This window comes from Nocardiopsis nanhaiensis (assembly GCF_054778635.1).
The window spans coordinates 42,444-58,593 of the sequence record NZ_BAAGZJ010000046.1; the positions used below are offsets into that span (position 1 = coordinate 42,444).

At 66.6% G+C, this 16,150-nt stretch carries 8 protein-coding genes; 7 read left to right on the forward strand and 1 reads right to left on the reverse strand.

The window, feature by feature from the left end:
- The 3 genes from ACYVD1_RS21140 to ACYVD1_RS21150 all read left to right on the forward strand — a co-directional run bounded on the left by ACYVD1_RS21140 (nucleotide 1) and on the right by ACYVD1_RS21150 (nucleotide 1,021).
- Nucleotides 1–201: a DUF397 domain-containing protein gene (locus tag ACYVD1_RS21140; protein ID WP_460775585.1), complete on the forward strand. Its 201-nt coding sequence runs from the start codon at nucleotides 1–3 to the stop codon at nucleotides 199–201.
- A complete protein-coding gene (locus ACYVD1_RS21145) occupies nucleotides 198–431 on the forward strand; it encodes a DUF397 domain-containing protein (RefSeq protein WP_460775588.1) in 234 nt (77 codons plus the stop codon). The genes ACYVD1_RS21140 and ACYVD1_RS21145 overlap by 4 nt, the downstream gene beginning before the upstream one ends.
- 302 nt (nucleotides 432–733) lie before the next feature.
- Nucleotides 734–1,021 carry a transposase gene (locus ACYVD1_RS21150; RefSeq protein ID WP_460775608.1) on the forward strand — a complete coding sequence of 96 codons (288 nt, stop codon included), beginning with the start codon at nucleotides 734–736 and terminating at the stop codon, nucleotides 1,019–1,021.
- Between the two features lie 27 nt (nucleotides 1,022–1,048).
- On the opposite strand, the gene ACYVD1_RS21155 is transcribed toward ACYVD1_RS21150, so the two are convergent.
- A complete protein-coding gene (locus tag ACYVD1_RS21155) occupies nucleotides 1,049–2,272 on the reverse strand; it encodes a Shedu immune nuclease family protein (RefSeq protein ID WP_460775591.1) in 1,224 nt (407 codons plus the stop codon).
- 716 nt (nucleotides 2,273–2,988) lie between these two features.
- On the opposite strand from ACYVD1_RS21155, the gene drmD reads away from it, so the two are divergent.
- Genes drmD through drmB form a run of 4 tightly spaced genes read left to right on the forward strand, consistent with a single transcriptional unit; the run spans nucleotide 2,989 to nucleotide 16,067 of the window.
- Nucleotides 2,989–6,138: a DISARM system SNF2-like helicase DrmD gene (gene drmD / locus ACYVD1_RS21160; protein WP_460775595.1), complete on the forward strand. Its 3,150-nt coding sequence runs from the start codon at nucleotides 2,989–2,991 to the stop codon at nucleotides 6,136–6,138.
- Nucleotides 6,135–10,247, forward strand: a complete 4,113-nt coding sequence (locus ACYVD1_RS21165; protein WP_460775597.1) for an Eco57I restriction-modification methylase domain-containing protein — start codon at nucleotides 6,135–6,137, stop codon at nucleotides 10,245–10,247. The genes drmD and ACYVD1_RS21165 overlap by 4 nt, the downstream gene beginning before the upstream one ends.
- Entirely contained in the window at nucleotides 10,240–14,154 is a 3,915-nt protein-coding gene (drmA, locus tag ACYVD1_RS21170) for a DISARM system helicase DrmA (RefSeq protein WP_460775600.1), read from the forward strand. The genes ACYVD1_RS21165 and drmA overlap by 8 nt, the downstream gene beginning before the upstream one ends.
- Nucleotides 14,154–16,067: a DrmB family protein gene (drmB, locus tag ACYVD1_RS21175; RefSeq protein WP_460775603.1), complete on the forward strand. Its 1,914-nt coding sequence runs from the start codon at nucleotides 14,154–14,156 to the stop codon at nucleotides 16,065–16,067. The genes drmA and drmB overlap by 1 nt, the downstream gene beginning before the upstream one ends.
- Nucleotides 16,068–16,150: the final 83 nt, after the last annotated feature.

Sequence of the window (16,150 nt, forward strand, 5' to 3'; positions counted from 1 at the left end):
ATGCAGCGGTACACAGCGAACTGGCGCAAGTCCAGCTACAGCGGGACTTCGTCGGACTGTGTCGAAGTGGCCGATTTGGGTCATGGCACTGCTGTACGAGACACCAAGCACCGCGACCTTGGCGTGCTGCTCTTCCCCGCAGCCGAATGGCAGGCCCTCCTCAACACCACCCTTGACAGGACTTCCAAGGAGACTGGATGACAAGTTGGTTCAAGTCCAGCTACTCACAGAGCGAAGCTGCCTGCGCGGAGATCGCTCATTTTCCCTGGCACACCGCCAGCTACAGTGCCGCACATGGAGAATGTGTCGAGGTCGCGGAAGGGTCTCTCACCGGAGTTCGGGACACCCAGAACCGTGAACTCGGCGCACTCTTCTTCGCCGCCAACGAGTGGCAGGCCCTCATCGACGCCGCCAAGGACAACCTCCGGTAGCACCCCTCCCCGAACTACCGGTGAACTCCCTGGTCAGGATCGTTTACGGTACCGAAAATGACTCCCGGCAGGAGCCCACATGTGTTCGGTCCCGCCTGCTGTGAGATAGCGGGCGGGGCCTCGTGCTCAGCAGATCAGGGTGAAGTGTGCCGGGGCGATGCCCGGGACGCGAGGTGAGGATGGCGGTGAAGTTCCGCCGTCGATCAGGGGGTTGGCGAGCGAGATCCTCGCCTCTGCCATCCGGGTGTGCAAGAAGAGTGCATCCAGCTCGGCACGCATGAGGGAACGAGAACACCTGGTAACTGGCCCAGGAAGCGACGTCTTCGACATGCAGCGCAGTTAAGGCCTACCACTCCCGCGACCGGCACCACTGGTTGTGCGAACGCCAGATCAGTGTGCCCATCGCCCGCCCCGGGACCGAGCCCTCCCAGCGTCTGGACCGGCACCGGTACAAGATCGAGCGCTCCATTGCCTGGCTGGGCTCCTACCGCAGGTTGAACGTGTGCTGGGAGCGCAATGCCTCCGCCTTCCTGGCCATGCTCGGCATTGCCTGCATCCTCATCTGTTACAAGCACACCGACGGCTCTTGAGATGAGCATTAATCCCAAGCCGAAGATCTAGCGATCCCGCACAATAAATCGAGCCCTCTCGTATAGTTCATCAAAGGTGATGATCTCAACGTCTCGAATGGAGTTTCGATAAAATTCAAAAGTTGACATCTTCTCTGGATTTAGCGCTCCATCGACTCGAAACTCAGCAAGATTTCCCACCACCAGCACCTGACGCGGCTTGACAGTAGAAAATTGAATACCGGTCGGCGTTCCATCATCTTCGTGGAGGTCATGAATTTGACGGGAAAGCTGGTCAAGTGCTTTTCCGACAGTCTTCTGAATCTGAGACAGTCCACCACTCACTTCCTTCGAAACCTGATACACATCCGGGTCTCGGTAAAGCCTCCTCTCCAGCAGCGGGGCCTCGTGCGTTTTGATTTCACAGAATGCCAGGCTACTCACAACGCCACGGGTCCGCATGATTGCATCTACCCGCTTACCAGCACCAGTGAAAATACTGGCCCCGGTAGTAATGCGCTCAAGCTTAGATTCATCCAGCGGCTCAAATGATACTAAATTCAACCCGTATCCAAAAATCCACTGATTGGCCTCAAAGAACTTCTGCCAAACAGCCTCCTTTCCAGATTTCCCCCCATCTTTCCCAAGTCGAGAGCGCTCCTCTTCAAAGAAACTGACATCGTTCAACATCCTCTCAAAGACGTTGAGCTGCTCCTTCCTGTTACTCATAATCTGAAGGTCTTCTTCGGTGATCGAGCCACCGAGGGAAATACGAACAGCCTCTACAATGGTGGACTTGTCTTCGCCACCAAGACTCTTTGCAAGCTGAGCCACACCGCCGGAAACAACACGGAAGTCATTGCTTGGTACATCTACATCCGCAAAGCTCTGCAAGAACTGGATAAGTTTCCAAAAATTATAAGACGATTCAGAATCGTCCCCAGCATTGACCGAAGCCTTGACGGTTTTCACATGGACATCGCCCGAGATTTTTTCCTCGAGAGCGGACTTCGACGCATTCGACTTATCTTTTTTCCAGATTTTCACTCGAGGATCGTATTTACCATCCTTCTTGATCAGAGTAATGTCACACAAGGTGTCCACCCTAGGACGTTCATGAATCACAAAGTGCTTGATCAACCTCCTTTTTTCAGCATCATAGAAGAAGTGAAAAACCCCGTCTTCGCCAGGCCGAATCTGGAGGGCAGAAAAATCATCCCGCGCAACTACAAACTCATCACCGAATCGAGATCCACCAAAAGCTAGACTCATAGATCCCCCACAGAAGCACCATAATTACTTTTACCGCCCACGTTGTTACACTCCTCTACTGAAACTTTTACCAAGCTAAATCCACAGATCTATACACCGGACAGCAGGAAAGAAAACACTTGAATCACGGCAAACCAACCACGAAAGCAATCCCTCGAATCCCTCACGCGTGGAGCGCCCTTCGCCCGGAGCCCCGAGGCGGCTTTCGTGACTGAGGGACAAGCTTTGGGGCTCCAGCAGAACGGTTGCGCCGTATCTTCCTGTGTTAGTCAGACAGTGTCCTGAAGCTCTGGTCAGCGGCTCGACTGTCGGGACATTCCCAGATGGTGGACAGGATCGCGTTCCTGTCCGTGCACCCGGGTATTCGCAGGGGTTTCCGGTGTGTCCGATACCGACGGACAGTGGGCGTCGTTTGTGGACGGGTTCTCCGGTACTGCGTGTCATCGCAACCTCCGGGGCCGGGGAGGGACCGGGTGCCCCGCTCGGGACCTTCGGCCCGACCTCTCTCCCAGTTCTCACGCTGGGTAAACCGCGGGACGGTGCGCACCGTCCTGGTTCACGGGCCCGACGGTGTCGGGCGTTGGGGACAACCTACACGTCTTGCGTGTGAACTTGGTTAACAATAGGATCTCAGTGGCCGACGGACCCCTCCGTCGGCCATAGCGTTATCCGTGAACCCAGGTGACACCCCTTGACAGGCACGAGGTAGCCCAACGATGCCAGCCACGACCGACGAACTCCCCCAACCGGGCTCTCTGGTCCGCGTCCGCAGACAGAAGTGGGTGGTCAGCGCGGTCGATCCCAGCGACGGCGCCACCATGGTCAGCCTCCAGAGCGTCGAGGAGGGCCGCTACGGCCAGACCCTGGACGTGCTCTGGGAGATCGAGGCCGGACGCCAGACCCTCCCCGAGGGCGCGCTTCCCGAGATCGCCGCGGGCGGCTTGGACGCGCCCGAGCAGCTCGCCGCCTTCCTGGACGCCGTGCGCTGGTCGGCGGTCACCTCCGCGGACGTGCGCAACCTGCAGGCTCCCTTCCGGTCCGGGGTGGCGATCGAGGACTACCAGCTCGAACCGGTCTCCCGTGCGGTCGGCGCCCCGCGGGTGAACCTCCTCCTCGCCGACGACGTGGGCCTGGGCAAGACGATCGAGGCCGGGCTGGTCGCGCAGGAACTGCTGCTGCGCAACCGCACCCAGCGGATCATGATCGTGTGCCCGGCCGGGCTGACGGTGAAGTGGAAGGACGAGATGGCCGAGAAGTTCGGCCTGGACTTCGCCGTCGTCAACTCCGAGACCGCCGCCCAGGTGCGCCGCGAGTACGGCAGCGCCGCCAACCCGTTCAAGGTGCACCCGCTCACCATCGTGAGTCTCCCCTGGCTGCGCGGCGCCAAGGCCCAGCGGCTGCTGGACGAGGTGCTGCCGGCGGACGGCCCGAGCTACCCGCGCACCTTCGACCTCCTCATCCTGGACGAGGCCCACCACGTGGCCCCCTCCGCACCGAAGCAGGTGTACGCGGTCGACTCCCAGCAGACCAAGCTGATGCGCCGCCTGGCCCCGCACTTCACCCACCGGCTGTTCCTGTCGGCCACCCCGCACAACGGCTACCAGCAGTCGTTCACCGCCCTGCTGGAGATCCTGGACGACCAGCGCTTCGCCCGGGGCGTCCCGCCGAGCCAGAACGCGGTGGACGAGACGGTGGTGCGCCGGCTCAAGACGCAGATCACCGACGCCGACGGCAACCCGGTTTTCCGCAAGCGCGACGCACGCGCCATCCCGGTGACCTATCCGGAGAGCGAACGGGAGATCCACGCGCTGCTCAAGGACTTCGCGGAGCTGCGCGGCCGCAAGCTCACCACCGGCAGGGGCAGGCGCGCCACGGACCTGGTGACGCTGCTGTTGAAGAAGCGCCTGTTCTCCAGCCCGGCCGCGTTCCGGCACACCGTGCAGGTGTACCGGGAGACCCTGCGCTCCCGGGAGAGCGGCGCGCTCCCCTTCGACGAGGCCGAAGAGGACTGGATCGACGACTGGTGGGACGAGACCGCCACCTTCGACGACGAGGACCTGGCCGAAGCCGAGGACGAGGCGCTGGACCGCAGCGGCCCGCTCCAGCCGGAGGCCGACCAGACCGAGGCGTCGCTGCTGGAGCGGATGCTGCGGTGGGCCGAGACGCACGAGGCCCAGCCCGACACCAAGGCCCGCGAGCTCATCAAGGAGCTCACCGCGATCTGCAAGCCGGACGGCAAACTCTGGACCAACGAGCGGGTGGTGGTCTTCACCGAGTACCGCGACACCCAGGCGTGGCTGGAGGGCCTGCTCCGGCAGGAGGGCCTGGCCGGTGACGGCCGCCTGGAGCTGCTCAACGGCGCGATGAACACCGACGACCGCGAGTCGCTGCGCCTCGCCTTCCAGAAGGACCCCTCCGAGCACAAGGTGCGCATCCTCCTCGCCACCGACGCCGCCAGCGAGGGCATCGACCTGCAGCGGCACTGCCACCGGCTGATCAACTACGACATCCCGTTCAACCCCAACAAGCTGGAACAGCGCATCGGCCGCATCGACCGGTACGGGCAGACCGAGGTGCCCCAGATCCGGCACTTCGTGGGCACCGGCTGGGAGGACGCCGTCGACTCCTTCGAGGCCGACCTGGAGTTCCTGTCCCGGGTGGCCACCAAGGTCGCCCGCATGGAGGAGGACCTGGGGTCGGTCAACGCGGTGATGTCCGACGCCGTGCAGCGCCGCATGCTGGGCCAGAGCACCGACCTGGACGCCGAGACCGCGAAGGCCAAGTCCAAGGACGGCCTCGCCGCCGAGAGCAACATCCGCGACCAGGTGCGCCGCCTGCGCCAGCGGCTGGACGAGACCGTGGAGCACCTGGCCATCACCCCCGAGCGGGTCAAGCGGGTGGTGGACACCGCCCTGGACCTGGCCAACCAGCCCTCGCTCCGCCCCCACCTGGACGAGAAGGAGGCCGCCGACGGGCTGTACGACGTGCCGTCCTTCTCCGACTCCTGGGTGCGGGCCTCGGCCGGGCTCACCGAGAAGCTGCCGGAGAAGGCGGGCAAGGGCGCCGTCCCCCGCCAGCTGCCGGTCGCCTTCGACGCGCAGGTCGCCAAGGGCCGCGACGACGTGGTGCTGGCCCACCTCAACCACCCGCTGGTGTCGATGTCCACCGGGCTGCTGCGCGCGGCCGTGTCCAACGAGCACCTGGGCCTGAACCGGGTCACCGCGGTGGTCAGCGACGACCCGGAGCTGGAGGACGTCCTGGTGGGCGCCTACACCCGGTTCGTGCTGGTGGGCGCGGACGGGCTGCGCCTGCACGAGGAGGTCCTGCACGCGGGCGGCTGGCTGCCGCAGACCGGCCGGTTCCGCCGGTTGGAGAACCTCACCACCCTGGGCGGCGTCCTCAACCGGGCCCTGGACGGCGGCATGCCGCTCTCGGAGCCGGTGTGGACCCGAGTGTGTGAACGCTGGGAGCGGGCCGGCGGCCGCACGGGCCTGGAACGGGCCATCGAGTGGCGGGCCGACACCCGCACCGAGGCGCTGGAGAACCGGCTGCGCCAGCGCGAGGACAATGAGCGCAAGCGTGTGACGTCGGTACTGGACCAGTTCGCCGACACCCTCCGCCACGAGCTGGACAAGGACGACGACGAGAACGCCCTGTTCAGCCAGGTGGACGTCACCGCCAAGACCAAGGAAGAGCGCGAACAGTACCGGAAGGACCGCGAGAACTGGAAGCGGAGGCTGGAGTCCCTGGCCGCCGAGCGCGACCGGGAGCTGGAGGCCATCACGGCCCGCTACGCCGACCCGACGCCGCACCGTTTCCCCGTCGCCGTCGTCTTCGTCGTTCCGCGCAAGGAGGCCACACGATGAGCAACCCCCAGCGCCGCTCGGGGCGCGACAGCGCCGAACAGCACCGCAACTGGCTGGACCTGGTGGAGGTGGACGGGCCGTTCCTGACCCTGCCCGTCCTGCTGGAGGAGTGGCCCAACGGCTTGGAGCCGCTGCCCCCGGAGCAGCGGGCCGACCTGCGCAGGGCGCACGCCCGCTGGCAGCGCGACGTCACCGGCGGGCAGGACGCCTGGGTGCGGTACGTGCTCGGCGACCTGCTGGGCTGGCAGGACACCCTGCGCACCGAGGGCCTGGAACCGCTGGCCATGGAGGTGGCCGAACACGACACGTCTGTGACGCCGTCCTTCGTGCTCACCACCCCCGACGCCGCCGCCGATGCCGGTGCAGCGGCCGAAGCCGGTGGCGGTCCGGAGGGCGGGCCCGGTGAGGTGAAGGCCGACAGCGTCCGGCTGCTGGGGCTGGTGCTTCCCGCCGGACAGGTCCCCACCGCCCGGGTCAAGGGCGAATCCTGGTCGGCCGCCCCGGTGGACCGGCTGGCCAAGCTGTGCCGCCACCACGGGGTGGAGCTGGGCCTGGCCACCGACGGCCGCTGGTGGGTGCTGGTGTGGGCCCCGCGCGGCGGGGTGACCACCACGGTGGTCTTCGACGCGGTGCTCTGGCCCGACCAGGCCGAGCGCGACGTGCTCTACGCCTTCCACTCCCTACTCAACCGCCGCCGCTTCTTCCAGGTGCCCGAGGACGAGACCCTGGTCAAGCTGCTCGCCAAGAGCATGGACTCCCAGGAAGAGGTCACCGAGGCCCTCGGCGTCCAGGTCCGCCAGGCGGTGGAACTGCTGGTCTCCGCGATCGGCCGCGCCGACACCCGGGCCGTGGCGCGGGGTGAGCGCGGGCTGAGCCACGTCGACGCCCACGAGGTGTACCGGGGTGCGGTGTCGGTGATGATGCGGGTGGTGTTCCTGCTGTTCGCCGAGGAACGCGGCCTGCTGCCCTCCGACAACGACCTGTACGCGCGGTCCTACTCGGCCGGAAAGCTCTACGACGAGCTGCGGAACCGGGTGCGCGCGGGCACCGAGCAGGACCTGGAGAACAGCAGCGAGGGCTGGCACCGGCTGATCGCCCTGTTCAACGCGGTCTACCACGGTGTGGACCACCCCCGCCTACGCATGCACGCCCACGACGGCTCGCTGTTCAACCCGGAGACCTTCCCCTGGCTGCCGCTGGACATCGACGACCGCACCGTGCTGCACATGCTCAAGTCCGTGCAGTACGTCCAGGTCGGGCGCGGGCGTAAGCGCGAGCCGCGCAAGCTGTCCTTCCGCGCCCTGGACGTGGAACAGATCGGTTACGTGTACGAGGGCCTGCTGTCCTTCGACGGTTTCCGCGCCGGTGAGCTGGTCGTCGGGCTGGTCGGCAAGGAAGGCGCCGAAGAAGAGGTGGTCCTGCGCGAGCTGGAGGAGCTGGCCGCCGGGACCACCGACGTCGAGGAGCTGGCCAAGACACTAGCCGACAAGTACAAGGCCTCCGGGATCGGCACCCCGAAGAAGCTGGCCAAGGCGCTGGCACCGCTGTCCCGGGAGGAACAGGAGGAGGCCCGCAAACAGCTGCGCGGTGTGGTGCCGAGGGGAGAGATGGAGCTGGCGGAGCGGCTGCTGCGGTTCTACCGGATCATCCGCACCGACCTGCGCGGCCTGCCGATGCTGGTCCGGCCCGGAGAGCTGTACGTCACCGAGTCTGCGCTGCGGAAGAACACCGGGACGCACTACACCCCGAGGTTCCTCGCCGAGGAGGTGGTGGAAGGTGCGCTGGAGCCGCTGGTCTACGAGCCGGGACCGCTGCAGACCGCCGACACGGGGGAATGGAAGCTCAAGAGCAGCCGGGAGATCTTGGACCTGAAGGTCGCCGATATCGCGATGGGCTCGGCGGCGTTCCTGGTGGCGGCGGCGCGCTACCTGGGCGACCGATTGATCGAGGCATGGACGGCCGAGGGTGACTCGCGGATCGAGGGCTACGAGACCGCGGGCGACGGGTTGCGCGAGGACGACGACCCGGTCGTCATCGAGGCCCGGCGGCAGGTGATCGAGCACTGCCTGTACGGGGTGGACATCAATTCGATGGCCGTGGAAATGGCCAAGCTGTCGCTGTGGCTGGTGTCGATGGACCCACAGCGGCCGTTCACCTTCCTGGATGACAAGTTGGCAGCTGGGGACTCGCTGCTGGGGATCACGTCTCTGGAGCAGATCGAGTACATGCACATGGACCCGAAGAAGGGTCGGAAGCTGCATGGTGACGACAACGCGCTGATCGACTTCACGTCAGGTATCCGGGAGTTGGTGGGCCGGGTGGCGGAGAGCCGTCGGAAGCTCACCGAGATCGACGGCACCACGCTGGAAGGGTTGAACCGTAAGCGTGCCGTACTGGGCGAAACAGAGTTGGAAACGGGACGGTTGAAGCTGCTGGCCGATCTGACTGTGGGTGCGGCACTGGCCAACGCGACAAAGGGTGAACGAGGGCTGAACCAGGGTTCATCTGAGGCGGTTGAGCTAGCGAGCAACCTGGACAAAAACGAAGCTCAGGCTCTACTGAAGACCAAGGAGTGGCTGGATAGCGACCGCCCTGAAGGCTCCTTCGAACGCAAACCTTTGCACTGGCCACTGGTATTCCCCGAGGTCTTTGAGAAGGGCGGTTTTGATGCAGTCATTGGCAACCCACCCTTCCTTGGTGGATCTAAGATCAGCGGATCGAGCGGACCCGCGTACCGAGAGTATCTACTACTGACAACAGCAAGTGGTGTCAAGGGAAACGCGGACCTTGTTGCATACTTCGCGCTCCAGTTCCATTCCACACTAAACCCATCGGGCCAAACTGGACTCATTGCAACAAACACCTTGGCCCAAGGAGACACTCGAGAAGTTTCCCTGGATCAACTCACCTCCAGCGGAGCACATATCAGGAAATCCATCAAAAGCAAACCTTGGCCCTCAAATAGCGCAGCTCTAGAGTACTGCGCAATTTGGACCACCCTCAGCCCTACAGCCAAAGACTCGCACATTGTCGCAGATGGGGTTCGTGTTTCGAAAATCGACTCATCACTGAACCCCCAGTCAAGAATCAAAGGTGCGCCATTTAAGCTTACCGAGAGCGCGGATATCTGCATTTACGGAACCTACATTCTTGGACTCGGCTTCACCATGCCCGAAAGCGAAGCCATTGAACTAATTCGGAAAAACGAAAAAAACAATGATGTCATCTTCCCATTCCTTGGAGGAAATGACGTCACAAGCCACCCGGAACAGGAACCAAGCAGGTGGGCTATTAACTTTCACGACTGGAGCGAAGAAAAGGCCCAAGGCTACAAAGAATGCTACACCAAGGTCTACCGTGAAGTTCGCCCCGAGAGGCTAAAAAACAACAACAAGCATGTGCGAACTAAATGGTGGCAATACAAGCGCCCCACCCTCGAACTATACAGGAAACTTAAAGAAAAAAGTCGGGCAATTGTCCTTACCAGGCACACAAAAAGCCTGGCTCCTGCCATTGTTTCAACAGGGCAAATTTTTAGCGACGCACTGGTGGTATTCGCAAGCGAAGACACTGCCATGCTGGCACTACTTTCGAGCTCTCCTCACTACTGGTGGGCCGTCACGCATGGGTCAACTTTGGAAACTCGCATCCGATACACCCCATCGGATGTCTTCGAGACGTTCGCCATGCCTGAACTCACCCAGAAACTCCGCGAACTCGGCGAACGCCTCGACACCTACCGCCGCGACGTAATGCTCTCGCGCAACACAGGGCTCACGAAGACCTACAACCTGGTCTTCGACCCCGAGTGCACTGACCCGGACATCGAAGAGTTGCGCACCATCCACCGCGCGATCGATGAGGCCACCATCCGCGCCTACGACTGGGAAGAGCGCATCGCAGAGGTCGGCGGGCTCGACCACGGGTTCCACAAGGTGGGTCGCGAAACCCGCTACACCATCGGTCCGGCCGCTCAGCGCGAGGTCCTCGACAGCCTGCTCGAACTGAACCACGAGCGCTACGCCGAAGAGGTCAAGCAAGGCCTGCACGACAAGAAGGGCAAGCGTAAGGCCGCCGCTTCCCAGGAAGGGACGCTCTTTGATGTCTGACGACGCACTCTTCGACAACCCCAACGGGGAACAGCAGTCCCTCAACACCTCCGGCTCGGACTCCGCCAAGCCCTCCCCCAATAACCCCGCCCAGAAGCTCACCAAGGAAGAACTCCACTCCCGCCGTCAGGCCGAGCTGATCGCTTCCCTGGACGAGCCCCAGCACTTCGAGGACGCCTCTTCCTTCCAGGTCCGGGGCGAGCTCCAAGAGCTCATCCAGCGCGATCTCCTCGGCCCCTGGGAGGGCGAGACCGAAGCCCTCCCGGTCGGGTCCTCCGGCCCGCGTGAGCGCTACCTGGTCGGGATGCTCGGCCCGCGGCACCAGCCCCCCAAGTCCTCCCGGGACGCCGCCGACGAGGTCCTGGACACCGAGAACGGCGCGGCCGGGGACGCCAAGGGTGAGAACTCCGGCGAGCTCCCCGAGGTGGTGACCTCGCAGAACATGGGACACCTCTGGGCTTCCACCATGGGGCTGGCCTTCGCCGTGCCCTCGGACGTCACCGCCGTCCACGTCACCGCCACCTGGGGTCAGTACGCCAAGTCCAGCAGCCTCGACGACGAGGGCCGCCAGACCTCCGCCTGGGCGCGCGAGCCCGAGGAGTACCCCCGGGAGATCCGGCTCGACAAGCGCACCGACTTCCGGGTCGGGCTCACCGACCGTGACCACCGCATCCCCTCCGTGTACCTGAACGTCACCGTCCGCCCCCGCATCGCCGAGGGCCGCAGCACGGTCGAGATCACCCTGGTCAACAACCGCGAACCCGTCACCCCCAACGGCGACACCCGGTGGCTCTTCCAGGCGCGGCTCGCCGTCACCGCCCTGGACGGGCACTCCCCCGTCTTCCTGCCCGTCGACGACCCGCTCGAGGACACCGCGCCCGTCACCGACGAGTACGAAGACCTGCACCTGCGCCTGCTCTACCGGGACCAGCTCAAGTACGCCGACGGGCGCAACATCGCCGTGGACGCCGAGGTCGCCCCGGGATCCCGTCGGGCCCACCGGCTGACCACCACCTGGCTCCCCCACCACGACGTGCCCGCCACCACCGCGGACGTGGGCGCGGGTTCGGCGCTGGCCCAGGCCGAGCTGTCCATGGACGCCCTGGCCACCGCCGAACCGGCCGAGCTGGGCACCGGGCTGGCCCCGCTCGCCGAGGGGTACGCCTCCTGGCTGGCCGACCGGGAAGCCAACATCCCGAACCTGCCCGAGGCGCTGCGCGAGACCGCTACGACCGCCGTGTTCCGGGCCAAGCAGGCGGCCGAGCGCATCCGGTCCGGGATCGACCTGCTCGCCGATCCCGCGCACCCCCGGCACGGCGAGGCCCTGAAGGCCTTCCGGTTCGCCAACCGGACCATGGCCGACCAGCGCCGCCACACCCAGATCGCGCAGCTGCGCGAGGACCCCGAGGTGTCCTACCCCGAGGCCGAGCGCGAGGTGCGCGAGCGCGGGGCCGGTGCCGCCTCCTGGCGCCCCTTCCAGCTGGCGTTCGTGCTGCTCAACCTGCCCTCGATCACCGACCCCGACCACGACGAGCGGGCGGCCGCCGCCTCCGCCACCGTCGACCTGCTGTTCTTCCCCACCGGTGGCGGTAAGACCGAGGCCTACCTGGGGCTGACCGCCTACACGTTCGCGATCCGCCGCCTGCAGGGCATCGTCGGCTCCGGCGAGGACGCCCGCAGCGGGCTGGCCGGGGTGGCGGTGCTGATGCGCTACACCCTGCGGCTGCTCACCGCCCAGCAGTTCCAGCGGGCCGCGGCGCTGGTGTGCGCGGCCGAGATGGCGCGCCGCGAGGACCCTCAGACCTGGGGCGAGGAGCCGTTCCGGATCGGCCTGTGGGTCGGCGGCGGGGTCTCCCCCAACTGGTACGACACGGCGGAGACGCAGATCAGCGAGGCCCGCGAGGCCGGTCGCGGCGAGCGCGCCAACGTGCTGCAGACCCTGTCGTGCCCCTGGTGCGGGGAGAAGCTCACCGCCCACCAGAACCTTGAGGCGCGCCCGGAGAACCGCCGGGTGCTGCTGCACTGTGCCAACGCCGAGGGCACCCACGCCTGCCCGTTCTCCCGGAAGGTCTCCCCCGAGGGCCTGCCGATCCTCACCGTGGACGAGGAGATCTACCGGTACGTCCCGAGCCTGGTCATCGCCACCGTGGACAAGCTGGCCCAGCTGCCCTGGCGGGGGTTCGCGGGCATGCTGTTCGGGCGGGTGGACCAGTACTGCCCCCGGCACGGGTTCCGGCACGCCGACCTGGACGCCAGGACCGGGTGCGCGGCCCGGCACAACGCCAAAGGCAAGCTCCCCAAGGTGAACAGCCGGCCGGTGCCGCGGCTGCGCCCGCCGGACCTGATCATCCAGGACGAGCTGCACCTGATCTCCGGCGCCCTGGGCACCACCGTGGGGCTGTTCGAGTCGGCGGTGGACGAACTCACCTCCTGGACCACGCCGTCGGGCAAGCGCACCTCCCCGAAGACCGTGGCCTCCACCGCCACCACCAAGCGCGCCGAGGACCAGGTGCGCGGGGTGTTCGGCCGCTCCCTGCAGATCTTCCCGCCGCAGGTCACCGAGGTCAGCGACACCTTCTTCTCCGCGCAGGTCCCGGTCACCGAGGAGAACCCGGGCCGCCGGTACATGGGGGTGTGCGCGCACGGGGTGCGGCTCAAGTCCGCGGAGATCCGGCTGGCGGAGATCGTCATGCTGGCCGGGCAGCAGATGTTCGACACCTACGGGGAGCCGGCCGACCCGTACATGACCATGGTCGGGTACTTCAACGCCACCCGCGAGCTGGCGGGCATGCGCCGGTACATGGACGACGACATCACGGTGCGGGTGCGCAAGCACGGCCGGAGCAAGGGGTTGGCCGAACGGCTCGGCCCCGCCGGCATGTTCACCGTGCAGGAGCTCACCTCGCGCATCTCCTCCGCGGACATCAGCGAGGTCCTCAAGCGGCTGGAACAGGGCTTCGACCCCGAGATCGACACCAGTGCCCGCCGCAAGGCCACCGGGACGGAGCTGAACGCCTTCAAGAAGGCAGCCGGGCGCTCCTCCGGCAACCAGGTGATCCTGCACCAGCCCACCGCCCGGCGGCGCGAACGCAACGCCCCGGTGGACGCCGTGCTGGCCACGTCCATGCTGCAGGTGGGCGTGGACGTGTCCCGGTTCGGGCTGATGGTGGTCACCGGCCAGCCCAAGAACACCGCCGAGTACATCCAGGCGTCCTCCCGGGTCGGCCGCGACGCCAGGCGCCCCGGCCTGGTAATGACCCTGTACAACTGGACCCGCCCGCGCGACCTCGCCCACTACGAGGACTTCGGGTACTACCACGCCACCTTCTACCGGCAGGTGGAGGCGCTCAGCGTCACCCCGTTCACCCGGCGCTCCCTGGACCGGGGCACGGCGGCGATGTTCGTGGCCGCCGTGCGCAACGCGGCGCAGGAGCACTCGCACAACGCCGACGCGCACGACGTGGACCTGGACGGGCCCGAGGTGGCGGCGATCGTGGCGCGGATGCTGGAACGCGCCGAACGGGTCCACGGCCAGCGCGGCCGCGCGTACCTGGCCGAGCGGATCAAGGTGCTGTGCGACACCTGGAAGAACGGCAAGGAGGGCTCGGCGCGGCTGGGCTACGAGCGCTCCACCGAAGCCAAGCAGCAGCTGCGCGGGCTGCTGAACAAGCCCGGCGAGGGCCCGTGGTCGAGCACCACCGTCGGGATATCCATGCGCGAAACCGAGAACGAGATCAACCTCCTGGTGCCCGGCGGCGGCGACCTGTACGACCTGCCGGGTGAGGCGCCCGCCTGGTCGTTCCGTCCGCCGAAGGCCGAGGGCGACCAGGCCGACGAAGCAGACGAGGGTGACGAGATGGGTGACTCGGCCGTGTCCGGGTCCGCGAAAGGGAGGGCCCGCCGCTGATGAGGGACACCAACTACCGGCGCCGGGTCGGCGCGGTCCGGCCCAGCCACCTGATGTTCACCAGCGGCGTGGGCGCCCTGGTGGACCTGCCCAACTTCGCGGTGCTGGTGCGCGGCGTGGACGAGTGGAACTACACCAACGCGCACGGGTGGGAGCGCATCGACGAGCCGCGGCTGCTGCAGGCGGTGCGGGAGAACAAGCGCAACCGCAAGGTGAGTGAGCTGCGTCCCGCGCCGTGGACCGAGGGGCTGGAGCGCGACCCGGGCGGGGTGGCCTCCAAGGTGGGGGTACCCACCCTGCCCTTCCCCGACTGGTTCCGGTGCACCACCTGCCACGAGCTCGGGCAGCTGGACTCGGACGCCTTCGCCTTCGAGAACTCCAACCCGCGCCGGGCGCACGAGGCCCGGTTCACGCACAACACCGGCGCCCACCGGGGCCGCAAACCCCTGGCGGTCGCGGCCCGATTCGTGCTGGCGTGCGCGGGCGGACACCTGGACGAGTTCCCCTACCGGCACTTCGTGCACCGGGGCGATGTCTGCCCGAAGGCCAGCCACCCGCGGCTGAAGATGGACGACCGGGGCGGCAACATCGGCGCCAACGTGGAACTGACCTGCCTCAGCTGCGGTGAGTGGCGCAATCTGCGCGATGCCAGCGGTGAGCGGGGGCGGGAGAACCTGCCGCGCTGCCGGGGCCGCCACCCGCACCTGCGCCGGTTCGAGGAGGGCGGCTGCGACGAGGAGCCCAAGGTGCTGGTGCTGGGCGCCTCCAACCAGTGGTTCTCGGAGGTCCTGTCCGCGCTGGCGCTGCCGCCCGCGGGCGACAACGAGCTGACGGCGCTGGTGGAACAGCACTGGGACCAGGCGTTCGCGACCCTGCCGCCGGACCCTGCGTTCCTGGTGTACGCGCGCAACAACGTGCCCGCCCTTCGCCACTTCGAGAAGTGGGACGACGCCACCCTGTCGGCGGCCGTCGCCCAGGTGCGGGCGCGCAAGGAGAACGGCGCCGCCGCGGAGGAGGAGCCGCAGGGCAACCCGGACCTGCGCACCCCCGAGTGGAAGGTGTTCTCGGCCGCCGAGCCGGTGGCAACCACCGAGGACTTCGCGGTGCGCCGCGACCCCGGAGGGGTGCCGGAGCCGCTGCGCGGCCACTTCGGCGACGTGCTCCAGGTGGAGCGGCTGCGCGAGGTGCGGGTGCTCACCGGGTTCACCCGGCTGGAGGCCCCCGACCCCGACGACCCCTCCCTGGTGGCCTCGGCCCCGCTGTCGAAACTGGACCCGGAGTGGCTCCCGGCCAGCGAGGTGCGCGGCGAGGGCGTGTTCCTGCGCGTGCCCGAGGACCTGCTCCTGGCCTGGGAGAAGCGGGTGGGCGGCTCCGACGAGATGCAGCTGCACCGGGACGCCTACACCACGTTCCGCGCCAACCGGGTGCCTAACCACCGCAAGAGCGGGTTCGAAGCGATGAAGTACTGGCCGGGAGAGCGCTACATCGCCCTGCACACCCTGTCCCACCTGCTGATCCGCACGATCGCGCTGGAGTGCGGGTACAACTCGGCGAGCCTGTCCGAGCGCATCTACGCCGGCGGGGACGAGGCCGACCCGCAGGCCGGGATCCTCATCTACACCGCTGTGCCCGACGCCGAGGGCACCCTGGGCGGGCTGGTGTCGCAGGCCGAGCCGGAGCGGCTGACCCGGCTGGTGCGGCGGGCGCTGTCCGAGGCGATGCGGTGCTCCTCGGACCCCCTGTGCGCCGAACGCCTGCCCCAGGCGCAGGCGGACTTCCTGCACGGGGCCGCCTGCCACGTGTGCCTGTTCGTTTCGGAGACCACCTGTGAGCGCGGCAACCGGTTCCTGGACCGCAGGTTCGTGGTGCCGGTCGGCGGAAGGGACCTGGCCCTCTATCCTGATCCGCTGTGACCCCTACCGCTGACGCATCCCCGTTCGAAACGGCCGCCGCCGCGGCCGCGCCGTCCCTCGGCGCGGCCGGGCTGCGCGCCGTC

Bases quoted from the DNA above. Each gene is read 5' to 3' on its own strand.
- ACYVD1_RS21140 (WP_460775585.1), top strand. From the start codon at position 1: ATGCAGCGGTACACAGCGAACTGGCGCAAGTCCAGCTACAGCGGGACT.
- ACYVD1_RS21145 (WP_460775588.1), top strand. From the start codon at position 198: ATGACAAGTTGGTTCAAGTCCAGCTACTCACAGAGCGAAGCTGCCTGC.
- ACYVD1_RS21155 (WP_460775591.1), bottom strand. From the start codon at position 2,272: ATGAGTCTAGCTTTTGGTGGATCTCGATTCGGTGATGAGTTTGTAGTT.
- drmD (WP_460775595.1), top strand. From the start codon at position 2,989: ATGCCAGCCACGACCGACGAACTCCCCCAACCGGGCTCTCTGGTCCGC.
- ACYVD1_RS21165 (WP_460775597.1), top strand. From the start codon at position 6,135: ATGAGCAACCCCCAGCGCCGCTCGGGGCGCGACAGCGCCGAACAGCAC.
- drmA (WP_460775600.1), top strand. From the start codon at position 10,240: ATGTCTGACGACGCACTCTTCGACAACCCCAACGGGGAACAGCAGTCC.
- drmB (WP_460775603.1), top strand. From the start codon at position 14,154: ATGAGGGACACCAACTACCGGCGCCGGGTCGGCGCGGTCCGGCCCAGC.